This window comes from Acinetobacter lwoffii (genome assembly GCF_024129715.1).
Lineage (GTDB): Bacteria > Pseudomonadota > Gammaproteobacteria > Pseudomonadales > Moraxellaceae > Acinetobacter > Acinetobacter lwoffii_U.
Window position 1 is genome coordinate 1 of sequence record NZ_JAMXXM010000032.1, and the last position, 26,194, is coordinate 26,194.

The 26,194-nt window shown below is 41.8% G+C and carries 20 protein-coding genes and 4 pseudogenes; 20 read left to right on the plus strand and 4 right to left on the minus strand.

Annotated elements, in window-relative coordinates:
- Window positions 1-402 precede the first annotated feature (402 nt).
- The 6 genes and pseudogenes from NI462_RS13705 (at window position 403) to NI462_RS13730 (ending at window position 6,222) form a co-directional block, all read left to right on the plus strand.
- Window positions 403-1,311, plus strand: a complete 909-nt coding sequence (locus NI462_RS13705; protein WP_253161070.1) for a YagK/YfjJ domain-containing protein — start codon at window positions 403-405, stop codon at window positions 1,309-1,311.
- 127 nt (window positions 1,312-1,438) lie between these two features.
- Window positions 1,439-1,943 (plus strand): annotated as a pseudogene (locus NI462_RS15230) (transposase); the annotation flags it as partial.
- Between the two features lie 59 nt (window positions 1,944-2,002).
- Window positions 2,003-2,248: pseudogene (locus NI462_RS13715) on the plus strand (IS982 family transposase); the annotation flags it as partial.
- Window positions 2,249-2,354: 106 nt separating this feature from the next.
- The gene (locus tag NI462_RS13720) at window positions 2,355-3,971 is read left to right on the plus strand and encodes an alkaline phosphatase (protein ID WP_253161072.1); all 1,617 of its coding nucleotides are present in this window, start codon (window positions 2,355-2,357) and stop codon (window positions 3,969-3,971) included.
- 14 nt (window positions 3,972-3,985) lie between these two features.
- Entirely contained in the window at window positions 3,986-5,497 is a 1,512-nt protein-coding gene (locus NI462_RS13725; protein ID WP_131273879.1) for an alkaline phosphatase, read from the plus strand.
- 35 nt (window positions 5,498-5,532) lie between these two features.
- Window positions 5,533-6,222, plus strand: coding sequence for a hypothetical protein (locus NI462_RS13730; protein ID WP_228276958.1), 690 nt, complete (start codon window positions 5,533-5,535; stop codon window positions 6,220-6,222).
- A gap of 73 nt (window positions 6,223-6,295) precedes the next feature.
- On the opposite strand, the gene NI462_RS13735 is transcribed toward NI462_RS13730, so the two are convergent.
- The gene (locus tag NI462_RS13735; protein ID WP_005399817.1) at window positions 6,296-7,297 is read right to left on the minus strand and encodes a helix-turn-helix transcriptional regulator; all 1,002 of its coding nucleotides are present in this window, start codon (window positions 7,295-7,297) and stop codon (window positions 6,296-6,298) included.
- Window positions 7,294-8,220, minus strand: coding sequence for a diguanylate cyclase domain-containing protein (locus NI462_RS13740; RefSeq protein ID WP_163141003.1), 927 nt, complete (start codon window positions 8,218-8,220; stop codon window positions 7,294-7,296). The genes NI462_RS13735 and NI462_RS13740 overlap by 4 nt, the downstream gene beginning before the upstream one ends.
- 324 nt (window positions 8,221-8,544) lie before the next feature.
- On the opposite strand from NI462_RS13740, the gene NI462_RS13745 reads away from it, so the two are divergent.
- From NI462_RS13745 to NI462_RS13805, 14 genes and pseudogenes are all read left to right on the plus strand, one after another.
- A complete protein-coding gene (locus NI462_RS13745; RefSeq protein ID WP_253157170.1) occupies window positions 8,545-11,031 on the plus strand; it encodes a TonB-dependent receptor in 2,487 nt (828 codons plus the stop codon).
- 76 nt (window positions 11,032-11,107) lie between these two features.
- Window positions 11,108-13,087, plus strand: coding sequence for a phytase (locus NI462_RS13750; protein WP_253161074.1), 1,980 nt, complete (start codon window positions 11,108-11,110; stop codon window positions 13,085-13,087).
- Window positions 13,088-13,200: 113 nt separating this feature from the next.
- Window positions 13,201-13,899, plus strand: a complete 699-nt coding sequence (gene tolQ / locus NI462_RS13755; protein WP_049590884.1) for a protein TolQ — start codon at window positions 13,201-13,203, stop codon at window positions 13,897-13,899.
- Between the two features lie 12 nt (window positions 13,900-13,911).
- Window positions 13,912-14,358, plus strand: coding sequence for a protein TolR (gene tolR, locus NI462_RS13760; protein WP_086208627.1), 447 nt, complete (start codon window positions 13,912-13,914; stop codon window positions 14,356-14,358).
- Window positions 14,355-15,116, plus strand: coding sequence for an energy transducer TonB (locus NI462_RS13765; RefSeq protein ID WP_253161076.1), 762 nt, complete (start codon window positions 14,355-14,357; stop codon window positions 15,114-15,116). Before tolR ends, NI462_RS13765 begins: the two co-directional genes overlap by 4 nt.
- A gap of 120 nt (window positions 15,117-15,236) precedes the next feature.
- A complete protein-coding gene (locus tag NI462_RS15150) occupies window positions 15,237-15,395 on the plus strand; it encodes a transposase (RefSeq protein ID WP_163168538.1) in 159 nt (52 codons plus the stop codon).
- 292 nt (window positions 15,396-15,687) lie between these two features.
- On the plus strand, window positions 15,688-15,966 hold the full coding sequence (locus NI462_RS13770; RefSeq protein ID WP_163168537.1) for a hypothetical protein: 279 nt from the start codon (window positions 15,688-15,690) through the stop codon (window positions 15,964-15,966).
- A 22-nt stretch (window positions 15,967-15,988) separates the two neighbouring features.
- On the plus strand, window positions 15,989-17,020 hold the full coding sequence (locus NI462_RS13775) for a DUF932 domain-containing protein (protein WP_163170354.1): 1,032 nt from the start codon (window positions 15,989-15,991) through the stop codon (window positions 17,018-17,020).
- Between the two features lie 174 nt (window positions 17,021-17,194).
- Window positions 17,195-18,253: a YqaJ viral recombinase family nuclease gene (locus tag NI462_RS13780; protein WP_253161079.1), complete on the plus strand. Its 1,059-nt coding sequence runs from the start codon at window positions 17,195-17,197 to the stop codon at window positions 18,251-18,253.
- 195 nt (window positions 18,254-18,448) lie between these two features.
- Window positions 18,449-19,333 carry a recombination directionality factor gene (locus NI462_RS13785; RefSeq protein ID WP_253161081.1) on the plus strand — a complete coding sequence of 295 codons (885 nt, stop codon included), beginning with the start codon at window positions 18,449-18,451 and terminating at the stop codon, window positions 19,331-19,333.
- Between the two features lie 79 nt (window positions 19,334-19,412).
- A complete protein-coding gene (locus NI462_RS13790) occupies window positions 19,413-19,643 on the plus strand; it encodes a helix-turn-helix transcriptional regulator (protein ID WP_224467263.1) in 231 nt (76 codons plus the stop codon).
- Window positions 19,644-19,716: 73 nt separating this feature from the next.
- Window positions 19,717-20,013: pseudogene (locus tag NI462_RS13795) on the plus strand (class I SAM-dependent methyltransferase); the annotation flags it as partial.
- Window positions 20,014-20,387: 374 nt separating this feature from the next.
- On the plus strand, window positions 20,388-21,104 hold the full coding sequence (locus tag NI462_RS13800) for an Abi family protein (protein ID WP_253161083.1): 717 nt from the start codon (window positions 20,388-20,390) through the stop codon (window positions 21,102-21,104).
- Between the two features lie 34 nt (window positions 21,105-21,138).
- Window positions 21,139-24,393: a type I restriction endonuclease subunit R gene (locus NI462_RS13805; RefSeq protein ID WP_253161085.1), complete on the plus strand. Its 3,255-nt coding sequence runs from the start codon at window positions 21,139-21,141 to the stop codon at window positions 24,391-24,393.
- Between the two features lie 185 nt (window positions 24,394-24,578).
- On the opposite strand, the gene NI462_RS13810 is transcribed toward NI462_RS13805, so the two are convergent.
- Window positions 24,579-25,922: an OprD family outer membrane porin gene (locus tag NI462_RS13810; protein ID WP_104426529.1), complete on the minus strand. Its 1,344-nt coding sequence runs from the start codon at window positions 25,920-25,922 to the stop codon at window positions 24,579-24,581.
- Between the two features lie 183 nt (window positions 25,923-26,105).
- Window positions 26,106-26,194: pseudogene (locus NI462_RS13815) on the minus strand (ketoglutarate semialdehyde dehydrogenase); the annotation flags it as partial.

Here is a 26,194-nt window from a genome sequence, read left to right on the forward strand (position 1 = left end):
AGTCGTTTAAATTCCCCATCATTAAATCTAGTTAAATTTTCATATTTCATGGGGCTAGTATAAACAATTTTTTACTTTCGCAAGAGATCTAGTATTTTTCAATACTGAATTCACGTTGAATGCTTAAAAATATTAGCTTATGGACATTTTTAGTAGCTATTAATTAGGTTGTAGCTTAACTCTAGCTTTTTTGAGACTAGGGCCTGCATGAATTTAACCGTAGAGCAGGGAGGAAAAGTTTTTCATGTGGAGAATAGGTACTGCACTACAGGAGGAATTTGGACTCCCTAAAGCTTTGGTTATTAATCTAATCGTTTATTAGGTAACATTTTATTGTGAAGTAAACGTATATATATACTGAATTCCCTATCTCTTATGTAACTATCACACATAGGTTTAAACATGAGAGTTTCAATTAATCAGGAAAAACTTACACTTGAGATTGAGAAATTTTTAAAACGTTTAAAAAGAGAACGTACAAAATGGGATGGATTCTATTCACAGCTTATAGATCTATTATTTGACTTTAATGATATTTATGATCCTGATGATGAATATACAGGTTATCTTAAATTCTTTGTAATTCTGAGATATGACTTACAGAGAATAGACTCTGGTTATCTTGAACTTATGGGTGAGTTAAAGATAATTGGGTACAGAGAGATAAGAAAATGGTTTTTAGATTTATTTGAGCTTTTCAAGAAAGATTATGAAACTATTGAAAAACAGAAAGATGAAAATAAAATTGAAGTGCAGGAATATTGTAGATCAATACTTAATAAATGCAGTCGAATATTAGTTGCTCGTGTAGACTTGGGTTATTTGCAAAAATATTCTAGTCGAATTAGAGTTGAAGATATTTATAAGGACTTAGATATACTGCTTAATCGTATCCAGAATAAGGATGGCATATTTAAACATGTGATCGGGTATATATGGGGAGTGGAGCAAGGCGGTAAAAGTAAAGGTTTTCACTGTCACTTAGCAATCATTTATGATAATGCCTACCGTGCTGGAAGCGCGGAATATTGGGGGAATGAAATTATTGAGTTATGGAAGGATATTACTAGAGGTTATGGTCAAGGCTATAATTGTTGGAACCGGGAACGTGTAGCGAAACTTCGAAGAGAGAATAAGCTGGGGATTGGTGTAATCTATCGTCGTGATTCAACCCAAGTGACAAATTTCATTGAGGCAATGGAATACCTTACTGATCATCACAAACGTACTCTTCAATACTTACGTGTAAAGCCAAAAGGACGAAGAGTATTTGGTAAAGGTCAGTTAAGAGCGCAGTATGATAGACGCTAAATGAAAATAATCTCAGATACAGCAGGTAAATAGCCACCGATTTTATAGATACCTTTTAGTTAGATATGGACTGTCACTACTCTCCTAGACAAGTTTAGTCTATTCTTTTTGCATAGGAGAGAATATTGTGAGTGGGCAACGATATACTCCAGAATTTAAAGATGAAGTTGTTAAATTGATTAATGAACGTGGATATTCTGTCACTGATGTAGCATAGCGTTTAGGTGTATCACAGCACAGCATTTATAAATGGCTAAAGGCGGTACAGCCTTTACGTAACAACTCTGATGAACATGAACTACGCGAAGCAAAGAAAGAAATCCTACGTTTTAAAAGTCAGCTTAAACAGACTGAAGAGGAACGGGATATCTTAAAGTGAAAGCACTGCTTTCACGCCGCTTTGCAAGCCTGCCCGAGTGAAGTATCAGTTTATCCTGGAATACAGCCATCAATTTAAGATTAAAACGATGTGTCGGGTCCTTAAGATCGCTCGTGCTGGTTACTATGCCTGGTTGCATGAGCCCGAATCAGGCAGGACGATTGAAGATAAGCGGTTATTACAGCTCATCCATTCTTCTTATGAGGCCAGTTATGGCATCTATGGTTATCGTCGCAGTACGCTGGATCGTAAGCGTCCGCTGAGTTATTTATGGGAGGATTATCATCCAAGCAGATAAAATTATAAAGCACTGATTTAATTGCATATAACGGAAAGAATATGAAATCTGTTTTAATCTCCATATATGATGAATATCATTTAAAGCATCGTAATAAAATAGAGACTTTATTCAGCTCATTAAAAGGGTAATATAATTTAGTCCTCAGTAAAGCGAGAAGCATTGAAGTGTACTTAGCTGGAATTTATGCATCTTTATATGCTTACTAATGATGTTATCAAAATAAGCTAAACATTCGAGTAATGGAATCCTTGGCTTAAATAGGTTTCGGGTTATTTTTAGCAAGTAAATGAAAAAGTAGTTAAATGTCATCTTATTTAAATATCTGCGGCGTATGGTTCAGCCATCTTTAGATGGGTTGATGCCATGCTCGGTTCTCTTGAAAAATTCCAATTAAAAACAATCAGCGTGGTATGTATAAGTTTCAGCGCTTTATTGCTTACCGCTTGTCAAACTACTACGATAACGCGAAATCAACAAGCCAATACAGAGCAACAGCTCCAACAAGAAAAAGTCCAACAACCGAAACGTGTGGTCTTTTTTTTGGGTGATGGTATGGGCATCACCACGCTTACCGCTTCACGTATTTATGCTGTTGGTGAAGATGGTCAGTTGGCGATTGATCGGCTGCCTGAGTCTGCTTTTGTTCGTACCTTTTCTGAAGATGCGCAAGTCACGGACAGCGCACCTTCGATGGGCGCGTACATGACCGGTGTGAAGATGAAAAACGAGGTGATCTCGATGCAGACAGGGACGATTGCGGTTGAACCTGACTCAGTAGGGAATAACCAGTGCGTTAGTAACCCACAAAACAAAAATAAGCAAAACACACAGACTTTACTTGAATTAGCCAAAGCAAAGGGCTGGGGGACAGGGGTTGTGACCACAACGCGGATCACGCATGCCACACCAGCATCGACTTATGCGCATATATGCCACCGTGATGCTGAAAATGACATTGCATCACAGTTGGTCCCGAGCTCAAAAGGCGATGATTATCAACGCTATAACCTCAAACTCAAAGATGGAGTCGATGTGGTTTTAGGTGGAGGTAAGCGTCAATTTTTGCCTAAAGATGCAGGTGGAGAACGTACTGATGGGCGCAATCTAATTACCGAGATGCAAAAGGCAGGCTACCGCGTGGTTTTTGATGAAAACCAACTGTCCCAAGTGCAACTGGCGAAAAATGAAAAATTATTGGGTTTATTTAATCACAGCCATTTAAATTACGACTTGGATCGCACCAAGAAAAACTTGGCAGAGCCGAGTCTCAAGCAAATGACGCTGTCTGCTTTAGACATCCTGACGCAAAATAAAAAAGGTTTTTTCCTGATGGTGGAGGGCGGGCGTATAGATCATGCGCTGCATGACACCAATGCCAAACGTGCTTTACAAGACACGATTGCCTTAAATGATGCTTTAGAAGCAACCATTCAAAAGCTTAAACAAAATGATCCTGAACTTAAAAATACACTGATTTTAATCACAGCCGACCATGATCACACCTTGGTTTTAAATGGTTATGCCAAGCGTACAGGAAAATACGTCGAAGGTAAGGAAACCAGTGTGCTTGGATTGGTAAAAAACTATGATCAAGCGGGCTTTGCTCAAGATATTCATGGTCAACCTTATCCGATTATCGGTTTTGGTACGGGCAAAAAACGCCCCACTCAAAACCGTATGGATGACTTGGTACTGAACTTAAAAGACACTGATGTCTGTCATCCTGTACAAGGGCCAAAGGCACCACAAGGTGAAAAATATAGTTTCACCTATCCTTTGGCTGAAACGGGTTGGTGTACGGGCACTGCTGCGGATGATTTCCAACAAGAAGCTGTGATTCAAACGGGCTATAAAGATAAAGAAACGCATGGCGGTGCAGATGTGTTTTTAGGTGCGATTGGTCAGGGAGCCGATCAGTTCTCAGGTAGCCTTGAAAATATTGAGGTCAATCACCTCATTCGTAAGATCACAGGCTTATAGCAGAGGGATATCACATGAAACATACTTTAAAAACCATCCCATACATGATGCTTCTGCTTACAGCGTCGATTTCTTCAAGTGCTTTGTATGCTGCGGACACCACAGTTACACCGACGAAAAGCGTTATATTCTTTTTAGGCGATGGCATGGGACCAACCACAGTGACGGCAAGTCGTATTTATGCTGTGGGGGAAAATGGCAAACTGGCCATGGACAGCATGAAGCACGCAGCAAGGATTAAAACCTATTCTGAGGATGGTCAAACCACAGATAGCGCTCCCTCTATGGGTGCCTATATGACTGGGCAGAAAAATAAAAATGAAGTGATTGCCATGACAACAGGAACGGTTGCGGTCGAACCTGAAGAAGGAAAATTGCCGAATGGCAAAAGCTTAGCGAAAGCCATCAACCGTTGTCCAGAACAGGGCAGTAGTATGGTCGCAGGGATGCCTGCGTTAAGTATTTTAGAACTGGCAAAAAAGCAGGGTAAAGCGGTTGGCGTAGTGACGACGACCGAACTCACCCATGCCACACCTGCGGCAACCTATGCACATATCTGTCACCGTGATGCGCAATACGATATCGCGCTTCAAGCTGTTCCAAAAGGTAAAGCTTATAATCCAAACTTATTGGATGGTATTAATGTCCTTATGGGAGGCGGCTTAAATCATTGGACGCCTTATGATGCAGTCTCTAACCCCAAAGGGCGCTTGGATGGTCGTGATTTATTGGCAGAGTTTAAACAGCAGGGTTATCAAATCGTTTTAAGCCAAAGTGATTTGGCACAGACGGTCAATACTCAGAAAATTTTCGGCGTATTCTCCACACAGTCACATTTAAATTTTGATTTGGACCGACTCAAGAAGAATATAGAGACTGAACCGAGTCTGGCGGCGATGACCAGTAAAGCGATTGATGCACTGCAAGCACAGAGTCATGGACAAGGCTATTTCTTGATGGTTGAGGGTGGGCGTATTGACCATGCGCTACATGCCAATAATGCCAAACGGGCATTGCAGGAAACCAAGGCATTTAATGATGCAATTCAAACTGCACTGGATAAAGTGGATTTGAGCAATACCTTGATTGTAGTGACGGCAGACCATGACCATGTGATGACCTTTAATGGTTATGCCGCACGAACGGGTCAAACGACGGAAACTAATCCAGGTATTTTGGGGCTGAGCTATGACTATAATATTGCAAAAGAGCAAAATGCTTACAGCAAAGTGCTGGCTGATGGCCAAGTACATAATCCATACCGCGATGTAAATGGGGCAACAGGAACGACGCTTGTTTTTGGAAATGGTACGGGTAAACGTTTAGATATTCGTGACAGTATTAGCAACGAGCAAGCCTTTGCTGACGACTATAAACAAGAAGTCGGGGTACAACTGACGAAAAGCGAAACACATGGCGGCGGAGATGTGATGCTGTTTGCTGAAGGAAAGAATTCAAATCTATTCAAAGGCACACAAGAAAATACATGGGTATTTGAGCAATTGAAAAAGGCGTTTGGATTCTAATGGATACAAGATTTATACGGCCGTTCAAATTCAAAATGAAATTCTTAGCATTGTCTTTCAGTTTGCTCAGTCCATGGGTATGGTCGGCCGATGAATATCGTATTGATTATCAGATTGAACGATTGGATGCCAATGGGGTCACGACCATTCAAAAATACAGTGAGAAAATAATTCGAGATGAGCAAAATATTTGGATTGAACGTTTAAACACACAAACGCATGCTGACGAAGCCCAGACACATAGCAACGCTCATGTGTCTGCCAAAACAGACACCCATGAGCATGTGAGTTTTGACAGTGCAATTCAGTGGATGCAGCGCAAAGATGTAGTCGGGCAAGCAAACGTAGAAAGTCCGTTTCAGCGTTTTTATATTTTGCCAGATGAAAAAATGCGGGTGCAATTGCAGGATGTCGATCAAGAAATGCTAGGGATGAAAAACTGTTGGCGCTGTGAATATAGTTTGATTCATCCTGACATTTTAAAGCGAGCACAATTGATTCAACGTGATCCGAAGTTAGCGCATTATCAAATACGCAGTGCTGGGCAAACGTTGAATATTATATGGAGTGAACAGGATCAACTGGTTCAAAAATACGAATTGCTCAAACCGACCTCAGGCTATGCCAAAACCTTTACCGTGCGCAAAATTGGCCAACATGTTGCTATACCTTGGACACAAACAGAAAAATACAGCGAACGTGACTATGCGGACTTTAGTGATTAGCCGATGAGTTTTTGACTTTTAATTTCGACGTTACAATAGAAATACCCGTGATTTTTTTGGGAAAAATAAGCGCTTAGGACTGTGCCGCTTGTACGGTTAAACCACTCCACCGCTTAAACGCACGTCGAAAATTAGTGGCATCGTTAATTTGTAAATACTGAGAAATCTGTTCAGTTTTAAAACCATGTACACGATATAAAATGATGGCAGTATGCAAACGACTTTGATCGAGTTGCGCCTGAAAATGGGTCTGATGCTTTTTCAGTTTACGTTTTAAGGTGGCAGAACTCATTTGAAAATAGTCAGCGGTTTGTTCAAGTTGAATATTATTTTGAATATTCTGCATTAAATATTGGTGCAAACTGAGCAAAAAACTCTGTTGAATATTTTGAGCTGTCATTTCTTTCAGCGCATATTGATAACTGATTGAAGCTAAGGTCGAAGAGGCATTGGGAAGTTTTTCATAAATCAAATCGCGAGGTAGGCTCATCATGTTGATCGGGCGATTAAACTCTAAAGCACTGCCTAAATGTGTCCAATATTGTTCAATATAATCCGGTTCAGAAAAATTAAACTCGAATTTCCACGCTAATTTGGCTTGGTACAGTTGACGGCTAAACGCTTGTACTGCACTCATTGCGCTTTCGATTAAAAAGCGATTTTCAAGCTTGTTTTCATCTAACCAATAAATATGAATATGGCTTTGACTGTACATGAGTCGAGGGCATAACCAAGGTGAAACGGACGCGGAAAATGTTAAATAACGGCTAAGTGCCTCATCGAAGGTCGATGCATAAAGCATGGATTTAATGGCGTCATTAAAGGGGGTGGTTAGGCTGCGTTGACCAAATAAAAAACTGATGTCCTGATTGCGAAAACACTGTTCAGCATTTTTTAAAACCTGTTGTAACTGTTGTTGACTAATTAGTTTTTGCCCCGAAAAGATATCTTCTAAGAAAATACTGCTGCCACTGAGCAGGACGTGATGTTCGACTTCATGACTCGCTGCCAAATCAATTAAAATAGACAATTGATGATGCGCAGGAATGTAGCTGTAGTCGCATTCAAAGCTCATACCATGACTCGCTTCGGTGAGTAGTACTGCTTCACTTGGAGCAATTGCTGATTTAAGGCACTCAAGAGTTGTTGGGCAGTTTGGTATTGTCCGACAGCGCAGCAGGTCGTGAGTGCTTTTAGAGGAATGTGCACAGACAGATCACGTTGATAATAAGCACTGACCATAAGCATGCGTTCAAGTTGAGCAGCCATTTTTTCAGCCTGTTGTAGCTTAGTCTCTGGTAACAACATAATAAAACGATCTCCTGCGAAGCGGCAGAGCAGGTCTTGTGGTCGTAAGTTTAAGCTAATCAATTGTGAAACATGCTGTAAAATAGATGTGCCTTCATCAAAGCCATGTGTTTGATTAATCTGATTAAAATTATGCATATCTAGCAGTATGACGGACATGTCGCTGGGTTCATGCAAGTTTTGCTCGATTGCGGCTTTGAGCTGTGTTTTAAAATAATGAGCATCGGCCAAAGGGGTGAGTGCATCGAATAAGCGATGATCCCGATAAATACGTTCTCGTTTTTGCATGTGTTTAGAAATTGCCTGTTCTTCTTGATGCCAAAAATAAATCCCGATGGTAAATAGATACAGTCCAATTGGAAAAGGAATGGACTCAAGCCATGCATCCCACATGATTTCTTTAGGCAGGCGAATAAACTCATCTAAGCTGTCCATCCACATGTGGAAAAAAATAAAACACAGTCCATAAAAGATATAGTTGGTTACACGGCCCAAAGGACGGCTTTTAATAATAAAGAAAATCCAAATACCAATAAAAACAGTTGCTCCCCCTTCACCTAAAATATCGACCCAGTTCCATTCAGCAAATGACTTGCTCTGCCCAAGTAAGATAAACAACCAAAGGGATAAGCTACAGGCAGTCGCTACACATAATAAAGGCCAGCGGTAGTAAGCAAAGTATTTAGGCATAGCATTTTTTGAAATGATTTATTTTCGCCCAAGCTAAACAGATTTAGATGACAGTTTGATGGCAATGGCTAGGGTCAAAATAGATCAGGGTATTTTTGATTTTTGAGAATAAAAATGCTGAAAAACCCTATCTTTGAGGTGAATATGCATCATTCTGTATGCTCAGTATTTTCTCTATACAGATCAAATTAGCTCATTTTTTGCTGAAAAAGGCCAAAAACAAATAAAAAGGACAGATCGTAAAAGGCACTGTCACATCATGTTCACATTCAATTTCTATTGTGCGTTCAAACCATGCCACTTTGGCTTGAGGGGAAGAACATAATGCAAAATAATCAGAGCCGTTTCATGAAACATAAGCGTGCGGGTTTTCAGCTCAGCACACTGGTCCTGTCAATGCTGAGCATGACGCATCTACATGCCGAAGATAACACGGTGGAATATGTACAGGTCATTGGTCAAGCTGCAAGTATGGATAAAGCACTCAAAGAACAAAAACGTGCCGACCAAATCAGCAGTGTGGTACATGCCGATGGCATTGGACAATTACCCGATGACAATGCCGCAGAAGCGTTGCAACGGATACCAGGTGTATCTACAGAGCGTGACCAAGGCGAAGGACGTTTTGTTTCCGTTCGTGGTTTAGGCGCTGACTTAAATGCAGTAACCATCAATGGTACTTTGGTTCCCGCGCCTGAAAGCGATCGCCGTGGCGTAGCATTGGATGTCTTACCTTCAGAGCTAGTACAGTCATTGGCTGTGGTGAAAACGCTGACACCAGACATGGATGCCAACTCATTAGGTGGTACGGTGCAGGTTGAAAGTTTATCGGCTTTTGACCATGACGGTTTGTTTTATACGGGAACGATTGAAGGTGGTTATGATGAAAAACGGGAAAAATATAGCCCTAAAGCATCTGGTGCTATCAGTAATCGTTTCAGTGTTGGTGAGGGGCAAGACAACCTTGGGGTGGCACTGGCACTGAGTTATCAAAACCGAAAATTTGGCTCGGACAATGTTGAAACGGGTGGGGCTTGGGATGGTGACGCACTTGAAGAAACCGCAATGCGTCAATATGACATCGAGCGTGAGCGCATTGGTGCGGGTTTAAACTTTGATTACCGTCCGAATGACAGAGGCGAATACTATTTAAGAACTTTATATAGTCGCTTTAAAGACACTGAATCACGTCAGGAAGTGGCGGCTGAATTTTCTGATCCACAACTTGCAGGCCAGCGTGGTGATGCAGAAGTGACTCGTTCACTGAAGAGCCGTGAAGAAACACAAGAAATACAGTCTTTTGTCCTCGGTGGTAAGCAAGGTTTTGGCACGTGGACGGTGGAAGGTCAGCTCGGTTATAGCGAAGCATCGGAGGAAAATCCAGGGGGAATTTCGGGGGCAAAATACCAAGGTGATTTTAGTAATGTTGGATTTAATAGTACGCAAAAACCTGTAATTACGGCAGACCAAGATTTTTATGATGCGGCCAACTATGAGTTAGATTCGGTGTCGTGGGAAAAATCTAAAACCACCGATAAAGAATACAACGGTAAATTAGACTTTTTGAAAGACTATATGCTGGGGAATTATGCTGCTGCATTGAAGTTCGGCGGAAAAATCAGTCAACGTGAAAAAACCAACAATACCGATGAATGGAAATATGAAGATCTCAGTACGTCAAGTTCAGATTTCAATTCAAACAGCCATTATGAACTGGGTCAGTTTGGTCCAACCATTAATAAAAACGCTATTAAAGATAAAATCAGTGGATTAAATCCAAATGATTATGTGGTTGCTGACGGTTCAATCATTAATGACTTTAAGTCGAATGAAGACATACAAGCGGCTTATGTCATGAATACCGTTGATTTGGATCAACTGCGTGTGATTGCAGGCTTACGTTATGAAAATACCAACTTTGAAGCACGTGGTTTTGAGTTCAACGATGATGTGATCACTGCGACTAAATATAAAAATGACTATGATCATTGGTTGCCAAGCCTACATTTACGTTATCAATTGGCCGATAACGCTTACCTCCGTGCCGCTTGGACCAATAGTGTGGTACGTCCAAACTTTGCGCAAAGTGCACCAAGTGTTTATATCGATGGCGATGAAGCTGAGTTTGGTAACCCAATGTTAAAGCCTTTAGAATCTTCTAACTTTGATTTGGGGGTGGAAAAGTATTTTGGCAAAGCCAGTATGGTGGGTTTCTACGCATTTTATAAAGATATCGATAACTTTATTTATAACACCAATATTGCAGGAACAGGGCAATGGGCTGACTTTGATGAAGCTATAACCTATAAAAATGGTAATGAAGCAAAACTGTACGGGATGGAGTTTGCCTACTCACAAAAGTTTGACCATCTAGGAGCACCATGGAACGGGTTCTTGTTGGGTTTAAATACCACCTTTAGTAAGTCAGAGGCGGATATTGATTCGATGAAAGATGGCGAACTTCTGAGCCGTCGTATTCATTTACCAAACCAGTCGGATGTGGTCGGTAATGCCATGATTGGTTGGGAAAATGAGCGCTTTGGTGTACGACTTTCAGCAAATTATAAATCGAACTATTTGTATGCATTAGGTGATATCGACACGCCAGAAAAAGACATTTATACCGATGACCAAATCTTCCTTGATTTCAGTAGTCATGTGAATTTATCTAAAAACTTACAATTGACGTTTGATGTGCAAAACATCACCGATGAAACTTATTACAACTATGCAGGCTCTAAGGCTTATAACGCTCAATATGAAGAATATGGCCCAGCATACAAACTTGCACTGACCTACACCCATTTTTAAGTCGAATTAAATTTAGTTCTCAGGTTTGCTCAGTAAAAGCAGACCTGAGTTTCCTTGCCCAATTTTGAGTGTCTCTATGAAATTTTCATCTTTTAAATTGTCTGCTTTAAGCAGTTGCTTGCTGTTATTGAGCGCATGCAGTCAGCACAGCGTGCCCCAAGCTCCGCAAAATAGCCAGTCGTTAAGCTCGGCTGAAATACCAATAGATCAGCCTATGGCAGCGAAGTTGCAATTACGTGAAGTCGACATGAATGGGGCAAAAACTGAGGATGTGCAATGGTTAAGCTTGAGTGCATGGCCTGAAGTTGCCGCACTGTTGAGCAGTAAAAACAAAGGGCTACAAATCTTAGATGATCAACAAAATGTACTACATCAAATTCAAGGTCAGTTTGGGCGTTTTGATTATCGGATTGGTTCGGAGCGTTTATTGATTGCTGCGTCAAATTTGCAACAACAGCAAATTCAACTGATGAGCATGAACTTAAAAAATAAAGCATGGGACAAACCCAGCTTTATTCCAAAGCGTTCATTTAAGTCTGAAGATGTTTGCTTATATACCGATGCTCAAGGGCTGAGTTTTGCTTTTTTAGTAGGCGAAGAGGGGCTTGGTGAACAATGGTTGGTGGCTCAGCATGAGAAGGCTTTGAGTCAACCACAGTTGGTACGCCGTCTCAGTTTTCCACCTGCTAGTAGTGTATGCAAAGTGTATGATGCCACAGCAGAGCTGTTTATTAATGAAGCGAATGTTGGCGTTTGGGCATATCCAGCTCATTCCGAAGCAGACATGGTGCGTCAGGCGGTGGATCTCGTGCAACCCTTTGGTTCGATTCAAGGTTCACCTTCTGCAATTGCGATTGTAGATGATCATGTCGCTGTACTCGATGCGGAAAAACCTTTGCTTTATCGTTATCAAAAGCAAGATAAGCAATGGAAAGCACAGCCGCCTTTACAACTAGATACGGTGAAAGAAGCAGAGACTTTGAGTGTTCAAGGTAATTTAACAGATAAATCCTTGCTGATTTTAGATGATAAAACCGTGAAAGTGACAGATGTGGAATGGGAAACTCAGACCCAGACCAAAGCCCAAAATATCATCACTATTCCAGCAGAAGTGCAGACGGAGGGCGTGCCAAGTACAGGTGATGCGGCTGATGATCCTGCGATTTGGCATAACGCTGCACAGCCGAGTCAGTCCCGTATTTTAGCGACAGATAAACAAGGTGGTCTACAGGTTAACGACTTACAGGGCAAAACTGTGCAGTACTTGCCAGTAGGGCGATTGAATAATGTCGATGTACGCCACGGTTTTAAATGGGGCAATCAGACAGTCGATTTGGCGGTGGCATCGAACCGAGATCATAACAGCCTGCATCTCTTTGCGATTCAACCCAAAACGGGCAAGGTTTCTGTGCTTGGCGAGTTAACAACCACATTGGATGATATTTATGGCATTTGCATGTACCGCGACGCTCAAGGGGAAATTTATGCCATTCCCAACGATAAAAATGGGACTTTTGTTCAATACCACATCACGGCTGCACAGCAAAAATTACGGGCTGAAGAAGTACAACGTTTTTCAGTGAAAACTCAACCTGAAGGCTGTATCGTAGACGATGCCACAGGGCGTATTTTCTTGGGTGAAGAAGATGTCGCGGTGTGGGTAAAAGATCTCAACCCAAAAACTCAGCTTCCTATGCAGCAGGTGATAGGTGTAGGAGAGGTGATGCATGATGACATTGAGGGGATGGGACTTTATCACGGCAAAAACCAAAGTTATTTGGTGGTTTCAAGCCAAGGCAATGACAGCTTTGTGGTGCTTGATGCTGCTGCACCTTACACGGTTCTTGGCGCATTTCGTATCGGCATCAATACCGACAAAGGCATTGACGCTGTGTCTGAAACAGATGGACTAGATGTGAGTTCCCTAAATTTTGGTGGCAAATGGAAGCGAGGCATGTTGGTGGTGCAAGACGGACGTAAACGTATGCCTGAAACCAATCAGAACTTTAAATATGTGCCTTGGGAAAAAATCGCCCAAGCGCTGCATTTGGACTAAATAACTCTTTAGTACTTTAGTACCTGAGTGAGTACATGGGCTGCTAAAGAATCACAGCCCATTTTAAAAATATATATGTACTGCACCATGCAGTAAAAAAATTGGAGTGCGTTATGCAAGCAACGATGGATCAAATGTCAGTTTGGATGTTGATTAGCCATGCCAGTGTGTTGGTAAAAGTAGTGATGTTGATTTTGGTTTTATCCTCAGTCGTAAGTTGGTATTTAATCGTGCGTCACGGCATGTTACTTCGTGGACAAGAGCAGCTTTGGAACCGTTTTTTAAAGAATTTTAGACAGCAAAAAGATCTCAATCTTTTACAGCAAGATTACCAACAGCCTGAACAACAAAAAGGCGTTGTCAGCATTTTTCAACATGGGGTGGATGAATACCATCAATTGATCAAAGATGAGCAACTCACCACAAGTGATGTGATTGATGGGGTAGAACGTCGTTTACTCAGTAGTATTAGTGAAGAAGAAGAAAAGCTTCAGCAGAATCTAACCTTTCTCGCAACAGTCGGTTCAGTCAGCCCTTATATAGGCTTATTTGGAACGGTCTGGGGCATTATGAATGCGTTTATTGGACTGTCTGCCGTTGAACAGGCAACCCTCAATACAGTTGCACCAGGGATTGCAGAAGCGCTGATTGCGACAGCTATTGGTTTATTTGCCGCTATTCCTGCGGTCGTGGCGTATAACCGCTTTTCGGCACGTGCTGACAAGCTTTCCAGTCGTTATTACGGTTTTGCCAATGAGTTGCAAACGCGTATTTATCGTTTGTTGGGGCACACTGAGCGCACTTCGCGTTAAGGAGCAAGAACCATGATTAAGCGTCCTCAAAAATTAAAACCCAATGCTGAAATGAATGTGGTTCCTTATATTGATGTCATGTTGGTGTTGTTGGTAATTTTTATGGTGACTGCACCAATGTTGACGCAAGGCATTCAAATTGATTTGCCTAAAGTGGATGCCAATGTCATGCCCGCGTCACAACAGCAGCGTATTGTAACCTTATCTATTCAAGCCAATGGCCAGTATTACTGGAATATTGGATCAGAAGTGAATACCGAGAAAGTTACGGATCAGGCCATTGATTTAGCCACTATGCAACAAAAGCTCGTTCCGATTATTCAAAAAGATAAAAGCTTACAGTTTTATGTACGTGCCGATCAGGATGCTGATTATCAACTGGTTGCACAGGCCATAGCATCCTTGCAAAAAAGTGGGGTAACGAACTTGGGGCTAGTGACAGAGGAACCACAATCATGATGACAACCGTTTCCAAAATTAGGTTTCGTGATCAAGGCCTAGCACTTTCGGTCACGGCTGGATTGCATATTGCGCTAATTGCATGGTTATGTACGGTTGAGATGCATGAAACATTGGCGGAACCCAAGCCGAAAACCATTCAATTACAATTTGTGCAAATACCCCCTCCAGCCAAACAACAACCTGAACCTAAAAAGCCTGAGCCGATAGTCGAAGAAAAACCCTTACATGAGCCTGTCAAGAAACAGCTTGAGAAACCTACTGAAGTCCAACCGAAAACCACCAAGAAGTTTGTAGAGTCACAGAGCAACAAAATTGTACCTACAGCGTCTAAACCGACACAGCAAGTCGTGACGGAAAAGCAAACGGCAGTAGCGGAATCTCAGAAAACAGTAGATACGCAGTCTCAAGCGGATATACCAACTCAGACGAAGACCCAGAAATCAGTAGAACCTAAAGCACAAACTCATCCTGAATCATTTGATGTTAAAAATTATCAACCTGTTACAAAAATAGCACCAGCTTATCCTGAACAAGCTTTGGATCGTCAGCTAGAGGGGGATTGTACGGTGGTGTATAGCGTGAACGAAAAAGGACGGGTAGAAAATCCAAAGGCACAAGGCGACTGCCATCCGATGTTTGTACGACCTTCGATTCAGGCTGCTCTCACTTTTAAATATCAGCCTCGTCTCGTCGATGGCAAACCGACCAGTGTGTCGAATGTTAAAAATACCTTCCAATATCGTATTGAAAGTTAATCTTATTCCGTGGGTGCCATAAATTCTCCTTTAAGCTCTTTTCATTTCTATATTTTTCAATTGCCCGTACTCTTCTTGCCGATAATATTTAGTAGCAAATTCAAGATACTATAAGATTACATGGTTATTACTGCTCAAAAAAACAGTAAAAATATCATAGAAGCTATTTTATGGAAGCTATGTACGGGTGCGACATGGCATGATATTCCTCAAGAGCTCTGCCCTTTGCAAACTGCTTACAATCGATTTCATCACAGGCAAGTTAAGATACTTTTTTAACTGTCATGATCCTGAGCAGATCCAAGAATACACGGAATTGGGTATTTTAGGTGTTGGTCGAATCCACAGAAATAATTCTAGTGAAGTAGAAAAAATGGCTAATGCTGTGCGCTATTTAGTACGGCCTGAAAAAGATGCGCAACATCTGCGTGTGAAATGCAAAGCCAAGATGCGTACATTTCAATGAGTTGAAAATAATCTCAAATATACATTATCTAGATGAAAACGAGTTTTTTTAACTTTGCAAGGCTTGCCAATCGGTGAGCCTTTGTCATTTCTAGAGGTATATATTATGAGTTTAAATTGTCCTTATTGCTTATCGGATCAAGTCATTCAGGTAGTGAATCAGCAGGTGAGTGGGTCTGATTCTACAGGTCTAGCCGCATCTGCATCGTTCGCAACTATCGGTGCAACCATTTCAAAGGGTTTACCTTTGCCTGTATCACCACTGCTTGGCGGGCTTGCAGGTGCAGTCATTGGTGGCCTATTCAGTAGTGTGTTTGATGAGCCTAAAAAGCCGATCACGCTGACGTATTACCATTGCAACCACTGTCAGCAAAACTTTCGTTGAATCATCATAGGAGATAAGAACGATGGCACATCAAATCGAACAAATCGCCTATGTTGGCGAAACCCCTTGGCATGGTCTGGGTAATCAACTCAGTCCGAACCAACCACTCGAAGTTTGGGCACAGCAAGCTGGGATGGACTGGCGGATAGAATCCTCTAACGTCAGCTATATGGCACAGAATGAGCGTGGTCAGAGCATCATCATGCCATTTGAAGAGCAGCGTGTCTTGTATCGTTCAGATACCCATGCACCTTTATCTGTAGTCAGTCAGCGTTATCAGGAAGTTCAGCCTAAAGAGATTCTGGAGTTCTACCGGGATCTGACTGAGCAATCTGGCTTTGAGTTAGAAACCGCAGGGGTTTTGAAAGGCGGGAAGAAGTTCTGGGCTTTGGCACGTACAGGTCAAAGTTCCGCTTTAAAGTCTAAGGATGTCAGTAATGGTTATATCCTGCTGGCTACTGCGTGTGATGGCACCTTGGCAACGACAGCACAGTTCACCAGTATCCGGGTGGTCTGTAACAACACTTTAGCTATTGCGCTACGTGGACAGAGCAGTAGTGCTGGAGTGGTGAAGGTCCCACATAGTACCAAGTTTGACGCAGAGAAAGTGAAACAGCAATTGGGTATTTCAGTGCGTGCATGGGATGAGCACATGTATGAGATGAAACAGCTCACGCAGCGTAAGGTGAGTCAACAGGAAGCCAAGGCTTACTTTGATGCCGTGTTCAATAACAGCACCATGTCAATTTCTGATCCTGAAGAAAACATCATTCAGTTCTATCGTAATGTCGCACAGCAAGTTCAGGAGAAAAAGCCTGAACCGAATGGTCGCGCCATGAATAAAGCTTTGGAGATGTTCAATGGTCAAGGTCGTGGTGCTGAATTGTCATCAGCTAAAGATACGGCTTATGGTTTACTGTGTTCGATTACAGAATTTGTGGATCATGAACGACGTGCCATGAGTACAGATCACCGTCTTGATTCAGCCTGGTTCGGTGCAGGTGCAGGTGTGAAGCAACGAGGATTGGAGCAAGCACTTGCTTTGATCGCCTGAAATTAATTGACTCACTTATGTCGAAATCAAGTTACCCCAAACAAATGCTAGTCAGAGCACTCATGTAACCCTCTCAATTAAAACAGCAAGCAAATCGCCATACCCGACCTCGTGTCGGGTATGGCTTTTTTATGCATTTCTTTTACAGAGATCAGAACTTATAAGGATAATTCCATGAATCAAATTGTATCTATTTCCCATCAGCCTACGACTGTAGGATCAAAGATCGTAGTCAATCCAACTATCACCACTAAACGCTCAACAGCAGCCAAGCGATTGGTTAATACCAAAGGAATGGAATATCAGGATTGGCTCGAAGTTCGTAAGCAAGGCATTGGCAGCAGTGATGCCGCGACTGCCTGTGGTCTCAATCCCTATATGTCGATGCTTGAACTCTGGCTGATCAAAACCGGACGGCAGACTACATCCATAGAAGATGAAAGTTCAGGTGTGGCACCGTTGTATTGGGGTAAGCAGCTGGAACCTTTGGTGGCAGAGTTCTATAGCATGCACACCCATAGCAAGGTGCGACGGATCAATGCAGTACTTCAGCATCCTGATCCCGATAAATACTTTATGTTAGCCAATCTGGATTACAGCGTGGTCGGCAGTGATGAAGTCCAAATTTTGGAATGCAAAACAGCAGGTGAGCATGGAGCAAAATTGTGGCGTGATGGTGTGCCTTTATATGTGCTATGTCAGGTACAACACCAACTGGCGGTGACTGGTAAACAGGCAGCGCATGTTTGTGTCTTGATCTGTGGGCATGAAACCAAGATCTTCAAAGTGACACGGTCTGAATCAGTGATTGAACATATTGTTCAAGCAGAACGATATTTCTGGGAATGCGTGGAAAAGGATACACCACCATCCGTGGATGCCAGTGAATCCGCAGCTAAAGCGATTCAACAACTTTATCCAGCGCATGTACCTTTAACCATAGAGGATCTCTCGCAAAATGAAAATGCCAATTTGATGTTCGACCAGCTCATCAAAATGAAGGAAGAGATTCAGCATCAGCAGGAACGCTTTGACCAGCTTAAACATGAAATTCAGATGATGATGCAAGACAAGGAAAGGGCAGTCTTTGCTCATGGCTCAGTAGTCTGGAAGAAAGCCAAGGATTCTATCAGCCTCAATACCAAAGCATTGCTTCAGCACCAGCCTGAACTCATCGAGCTTTATCCACTTGAAAAGCAGGGCAGTCGTCGATTTAACATCTATACCGACTAAGCCCTATCTACAGCACCAAATCAAAAATTCACAAAAATCGCTCCCCGCTCTCTACCCTTCGGTAGAGAGCAAATCGGTCGCGATTTCTGTAGCACTTTATCTGGCTCTACATTCTTTGGGTAACTTATTTGGTCCTTGTTCCGACCTACATAGATAGACCCAAATTTGTAAGGTAATACATTAAGGAATATCAACATGATTAAAGGTTTAGCAATTACTCCACCAATCCTGGGGCGTATCAGTATCGGTCGTATGATCGAAAAGAATGGCAAGCGATTGCCTGAAAAGGATGACCAGTTCACCATTACTTCTCAGATTCAAAGCAAAGAAGGCTGGGTCAAACATCCATTGGATGATCAGCTTCGAGCCAATACGCCTAATCAAAAGTTGCGCTCCATCCCTGTTCGCATGATCTTCAATGATCCTGACTTAAACCTACGTGCAGAATACACCTTATTTGACCGTCAGACCGGTCGTCCCGTCTGTGTCGGTAATGGGGAAACCTGCCAACGTTTAACCAATCAAGGCGTGGAGCAACTTCCCTGTCCATCCCCTGATTTATGTCCATTGGCTCAAGGAGGGAATTGCAAGCCGTACGGGCGTTTGCATGTGAATTTAGATGAATCGGATGAGTTTGGCACCTTCATCTTTAGAACTACAGGCTTTAATAGTATTAGGACTTTGGCAGCACGCTTAAGTTATTACCATGCAGCTTCAGGAGGCTTGTTGTCATGTCTACCCTTGCAATTGATATTGCGGGGCAAGAGTACGACACAGAGTTATCGTCAGCCGGTGTATTACGTGGATCTAACGTTAAGGGAAGGAATTAGCTTGAATGAAGCGATTATTCAGGCGAAGCAAATTGATGAGCAGAGTAAGCAGGCGGGGTTTTATCAGGAGGCTTTAGACTTTACCGCAAGGAAGGGTTTGGGGAATGGAAGGATGGACGTAGACATGGAGGAAGGTTTGGATGTAATTGAGGAGTTTTATCAGCCTGTTGAAGGCCAGCAGATTGAGGAAACGCAGCCTGAATTTAATATTCAGCAGGGATTGAAAGGATCAGTGACAGCTTTGAACTAAATGGTGCAGGGTAAAACCTTACGACATTGCCGTATCTCATGAGCGAGTTGCTCGAAATCATAAGATAGGAGTAAACATCATGAATGCCTTTGTAGGTCAGACTTTTCAGATGAACCAATTTATTAGCATCAAACAAGTCGTAAATTTTGTTGGTGTGGGGCGTTCCACCATCTATGAAATGATGGATGAGAACTCACCTTATTATGATCCTACTTTTCCGAAGAAAGTAAAAATCACCAAGAACCGTATCGGCTGGTCAGCTTATGAGATCCATCAATGGATTGAGAAAAAGCTGGCAGAGCGAGAATAACAAGGGAGCTTTTGTTCCCTTATTTTTTTGTTTTTTAGTAGACTGAGTTTAGTCTTTAGCCTAAGCCTAAAATATGAAAACAATAGACTATTACAATCAATATGCGGATGAGTTTGCACAAGCCACGTTACATGTGGATATGGATAGCTTATACCAACCATTTTTAGCTGAGGTATCAGAGGGTGCTCGTATCCTTGATGTTGGCTGTGGGGCTGGACGTGACACATTAGCTTTTAAAAACAAAGGTCATGAGGTTGATGCAATTGATTACTCAGAAGAGCTTGTGAAAAGAGCAACCCAGCTTACTGGTGTTCAAGTGAAGCTGAGGAGCTTTTATGAGATTGAGGAGCATGAAGTTTATGATGGGATACAGGAAAGATCGACGTACGCAATTGGCAAAATCCAAATAACAATAATGAGGCTAAAACGGAGTTTAGCGCATGAATATTCTCAGTTGCCTCAAACAAATGTGGAATCAAGCAGATACAAAAAATCATTGCATAAATAATTGCAATGATTCACTATATGCTCAACAACACCCGACAAGGCTAGGCAAGCAATTGCATCCTCAAACTGTCGGGTTACTTGTTTCTGGAGCCCTAAAAAATATAACAATCAGGGCAAGCCATCTATGAAATCTTTTAACAAGCCTGCCAAAACCTTTGCTGAGCAAATTGAGCTATTAAAAGCGCGTGGCATGCAGTTTGCCAATGAGCAAGATGCACAATTACCAGTTTTGAACAGGTGTTAGCGCTGTATGTATTTGATCGTGAATTAAGGTTACTCATCTTAGATGCCATAGAACGCCTGGAGGTTGCCGTTCGTACCCGTTTTGCCTATGAATTGGCACATCGGCATGGTTGTCATGCTTATCTGCAAGGGCAATACTTTAAACCCACCTTTAGATGGCAAAGCTTACTCGAATCACTGAAAACTGAAGTGTTCCGGGCAGATGAAGTCTTTATAGAACACTATAAACGTACTTATGATGATCCTGAATTACCACCGATTTGGGCAACCTGCGAAGTCATGAGTTTTGGGCAACTGTCCAAATGGTATCAGCTCTTGGCACCGATTCAGACACGTAAAGCCATTTCCAGTCATTTTGATTGCGATGAAAAACAGTTTGAAGGCTTATTGCAGCATTTTGTCTACTTAAGAAATACCTGTGCTCATCATTCAAGACTATGGAACCGCAAATTTACCAAAACCATTGCCAAGCCGCGCAGTAAGCCGATGGGGCTTCGGGTGCAATGCAATTTTGAAAATACCAACGCAGCAGATCGAAAAATTTATAACAGTCTGGTATTTCTACTCTATTTCATGGACAAAATCGCCCCGCAGCATACATGGCGTAAACGTCTGATTGATCTGCTTTTGACACATCACAACATATCAAAAACAGCGATGGGCTTCCCTGAAAATTGGCAAAGCCATCCTATTTGGCAAATAGAACAGTAATAAAGAAATTTGAGTATTTAGGGGTAGGGGAAACATGAGATCGGATGCAACTTTAGAAACTATTTTCCAGCAAGATATTATTGCGCAAATGCAATCGCATGGCTGGATTGTGGGTTCTGGGCAGGGCTACAATTGTGAAAAAGCCCTGTATGAGCAAGACGTACTCGACTTTGTACAAAAGACCCAACAGGTCGAGTGGCAGAAATTTAAAAACATCTTCCCGAATGATACCGAACGCCATTTTTTAGATACCGTCGTGGCTCAGCTTAAAAAAGCCGATATCAATGCCACCGATGTTGAATCCCGCAGTTATGGCACATTGGGCATACTCCGTCATGGCATCAAGACCCGTGGCACACGCTTTTCATTCTGTCAGTTTAAACCTGAACATGGTTTAAACCCCGAACTGAATCAGCGCTATCAGCAAAATATCTGCCGTGTCGTGCCTGAACTGGTGTATAGCCCATACACATCCAAAGCTGAATTAGAGGCAACAGGCAAGCAAGCCAAAAAATGGCGGATTGACCTGGTACTGTTTATCAACGGCTTTCCTGTGGCAACTCTGGAGCTCAAGTCCGAGTTTAAACAGGCTGTGCAAAATGCCATGACACAGTACCGAAAAACCCGATTGCCCAAAGACCCTGAAACCAATAAGCCTGAACCCTTGCTGATGTTTAAGCGTGGGGCATTGGTGCATTTTGCCGTCAGTCAGTATGAAGTCTATATGGCGACGCATTTAAATGGTGACAGCACCTACTTCCTACCATTTAACAAAGGCACCAAAGATCAAGGTGCAGGCAATGATGTGCCTGAAGATGTGAATGAATATGCCACAGGCTATTTATGGAATGAAGTCCTAACCCCAGATAGCTTGCTGAATATTTTGGGTAACTTTATTCATTTACAGATTGAAGAAAAGGAAGACTGGGAAGGGCGCAAATACAAAAAAGAAAGCCTGATCTTCCCCCGTTATCACCAATGGAAAGTGGTGAATAACTTGGTTAAAGATTCATTGGCTGAAGGCACAGGACAAAAATACCTGATTCAGCACAGTGCAGGTTCAGGTAAATCCAACTCGATTGCATGGACGGCGCATCAGTTGTCCAGTCTGTATGATGCCAACAATAAAAAGATGTTTGATTCTGTAATTGTGGTCACAGACCGAACCATTCTGGATGCACAGCTACAAGATACCATTTATCAGTTTGAACATGCCGATGGTGTCGTGGGGCGGATTAACAATAAAGAAGGTGATGGCTCAAAATCCGAGAAACTGGCCAAAGCCTTGGAAATGGCCCAGCCGATTATCATCGTCACCATTCAGACCTTCCCGTTTGTACTGCGTGCTATTGAAAACAGCGCCAGTTTAAAAGAACGTAAATACGCCGTCATTGCCGATGAAGCCCATTCATCGCAAAGCGGTTCCACGGCGCGTCAGCTCAAAGAAACTTTGATGATTGAAGAGCGTGATGAAGATGAACAGCTTTCTTCTGAAGATGTACTCGATGCGGTGATGGCATCACGTAAGGGCAGTGCAAACCTAAGCTTCTATGCCTTTACCGCAACCCCAAAGGATAAAACCTTACAACTGTTTGGACGCTTGCCCGATCCAAGCATGCCGCCGTCTAAAACCAATATTCCTGTGGCATATCATGTCTATTCAATGCGCCAAGCGATTGAAGAAGGATTTATTCTGGATGTGCTGAAGAATTACACCAACTATAAAGTGATCTATAAGCTGAAGCAGAAGATCGAAGAAAAAGATGCTCAGGTCGATGCCAAGAAAGCCAAGACCAAGCTGAATCAGTGGGTACGCTTACACGATCATAATATCTCGCAAAAAGTGCATATCATTATTGAGCATTTTAAGAAAAATATTATGGGCTTACTCGGCGGACAAGCCAAAGCCATGGTGGTGACCAGTTCTCGTAAAGAAGCGGTACGCTATAAACAAGCCTTTGATAAATACATTACTGAACAGAACTATGCCAACATTCAAGCCATGGTGGCATTCTCAGGCGATGTAGAATTTAATGCCAATGATGCAGACAGTAGCCATCTGTTAGGTCAGAAATTTACTGAAAGCAATATGAACCCGAATCTGAAAGGTCGTGAGATGCGTAAGGCATTTGATAGCGATGACTTTCAGGTGATGATTGTGGCGAATAAATTCCAGACTGGCTTTGACCAGCCAAAACTGTGTGCAATGTATGTCGATAAGAAATTGGGTGGCGTGGAGTGTGTACAGACCTTATCGCGCTTAAACCGGATCTATCCTGCGAAATCTGAAACAGGCACCTTTGTGCTGGACTTCTTTAACGATCCACAAGACATTCTCGATGCTTTCCAGCCGTATTATCAAACAGCAGAACTGGCGGATGTATCCAATCCCGATCAGGTTTATGATCTGTTTGAAAAGCTGAAAGCCTCAGGTATTTTCCTCTGGACTGAGGTAGAACAGTTCGTTGAGGCCTTCTACAGCAAAAATAAATCCAGTGCAGCCCTCGCAAACATCTGTAAGCCCGCTTTACAACGCTGGCAGCATTGTTATAAACAAGCCATCAATGATTATGATGTCATCAAGAACCGTTTAGAACGCTGTAAGCAGACAGCTGACGCTGTACTGATAGCCAATGCTGAAAATGAGTTTGCAGAAGCGAAGAAAGCCCGTGATGCTCTGGAAATCTTCAAAAAGGACTTAGGTAGCTTTACCCGTTTCTATGAGTTTATGTCTCAGATCGTGGAGTATGACGATCAAGAACTTGAGAAGCTCAGTCTTGTTGCGCGTAACCTACGCCCAATGCTGCGTGAACAAGCAGCAGATGAAGATGAGATTGATCTGAGCAATGTGGCGATGAGCCATTACCGCTTGTCTAAGCTTCGTCAGCAGGATATTCAGCTTAAAGCAGATAGTACTGAGCATAAACTTGAACCTGGTAATGAACTGGGTACTGCAAAGCCGAAAGACAAGAAAGAAGACTTTTTGTCGCAGATTTTAAGCCGGATGAATGATCTGTTTGTGACGGACAATCTGACAGAGAAAGACATGATCAACTATGCTCTGACCATTGCTGACAAGATGTCCGAGAACACACGAATGATGAAACAGATTCATAACAACACTCGTGAACAGGCCATGCTAGGTGAGTTTGATACGGCGCTTGATGATGCTGTATTAGACAGTAATGCAGCGCATATGGAGCAAATGACACAGTTGATGAGTGATCCTACGAAGATGAAGCAATTTGCGCATATTATTTATGATGTATTGGTTAATAAAGAACGCTAAGTTTTCTTATAAAATAAAGAGGCTTTGTTGCATAAACATTCTTCAAGATGCTGATTCTTAAAGATTTGTTTGATTTTTAATCCAAAAATGAATTAAAAAAATCATAGTCTTAGATATTTATGCAACAAAGCCTAATCAAATTGTGAATCACTAATTAATTGCTAGAACTTACAACATGCATATAATTAAAATGACAATGGATACTCAATAATTACGCGTACTTCATCAATATCATTATAACGATAACCTTTGGTGGCTCGATGGGTAGCTTGACGTAACTTTATATCCAAACCCTTAGCAAATCCACTTGGAACTTTGTAAGAAATTTGAAGATTACGTTCCCAATGCTTATTGTCTTTGGTTGGATCATAAACAAATCTCTGTCTATAAAAACTATTATCACTATTACTGTTGTCTACATCCCAACCATATATATAACGCCCCATTAAGCTTAGGCCTGGTAGTCCATATGAGCCAAGACTTGTTTCATATTTAAGCTGTAGTGACTTTTCTTTTGCTTCAGAAAAACTGGCAAACTGCGCTGCATTTAGAATTGAAACATTTCCGCCTATAGTTGAATATCCTACCCAGTCAAAAGGCTCATCCCCAAATACCTGCTGATATCCAAAAGAAATAATATGCTGATCTATTTGATATCCCACTAAACCTGACAGAATGTTTGCTTCAATATTGCCTGCAATTTTTTTACCCGTATCTTTATTACTATATCCAACAAAGGCAGCTTTTAGTTTGTGGTCATTTTCAAAAGCATGTTGGAAATCTGCGCCTAGAAAGAGCTGTGTCCACACGTCTTCTAATTCAGAAGCATAGGCGGTTACTGATGAGTTTGGTAATTTATATGTTCCTCCAGCAAAACTGACACTATCCGCTTTAATTCCAGCAGCTGGACCATAATCTGTGGTAAAAAAGTTTAAATCCTTCGTAGAATCTACCGGATTCATACTATAAAAATAACCGGCATTTATTTCCAAATGATCTATAGATTTATTCTGTAAAGTTATACCCGTACTTACAGATGGGAGTAAGCGAGAGGTATTGGTGGCTATAACTGGAACATTGGGAAATTGATTACCATAAGTCAATATAGTGTCCTTATATTTGACCTTTAGAGCACCTCCAATTTCTCCATTGAAGCTTTTAGTCTTACCTGTTGCAGAGTCAAATTCTAACAAGTTTGTGCCGGTTTTAAATTCGTCACTATATAGTTTTACTGCTGCCATGCCATAAGCATCAAATCCTACTTGCAAGGCAGTATCAGTATATCCTGAAGTATATTTTGCAATAACCCCATGTGCCCATTCACTACGATAGCCCTCTTTATCTTCTTCTGGCAACTGCGTGTTCGCACCGGAAGGATTGAAAGCTCCATTTCTAAAATCGCGATAAAAATAAAAATTACGATTAATTAAATCAAATTGACCATCTTCCAATAATTCATTTGCTAATAGTTCAGGTGAAAAAGACATACAGGTCCCTATTACTAATGAAAATTTCACAAGTGTTTTCATACATTCATCCTTAAATGTTTCTTAATTTATTTTTGAAATCATTGTTATTTGGGTTAAACAGATAAATTCATACTTCATCTATTCCAAGCATTTGATAATGTATTTGGCTATCTATCGTTTTTGAAAGCGGGCAACTCACTGAGATGAATAAAGCTCCCCGCATTCTTGTTCTTGTCGTCTCTTTTAAATTCTGTTTTGAGTCATTTCCCCATTGACGAGTCTCAGCAGGTTCAGTGGATTCTCATCTCTTAATGCTTCAGGCAACAGACTTT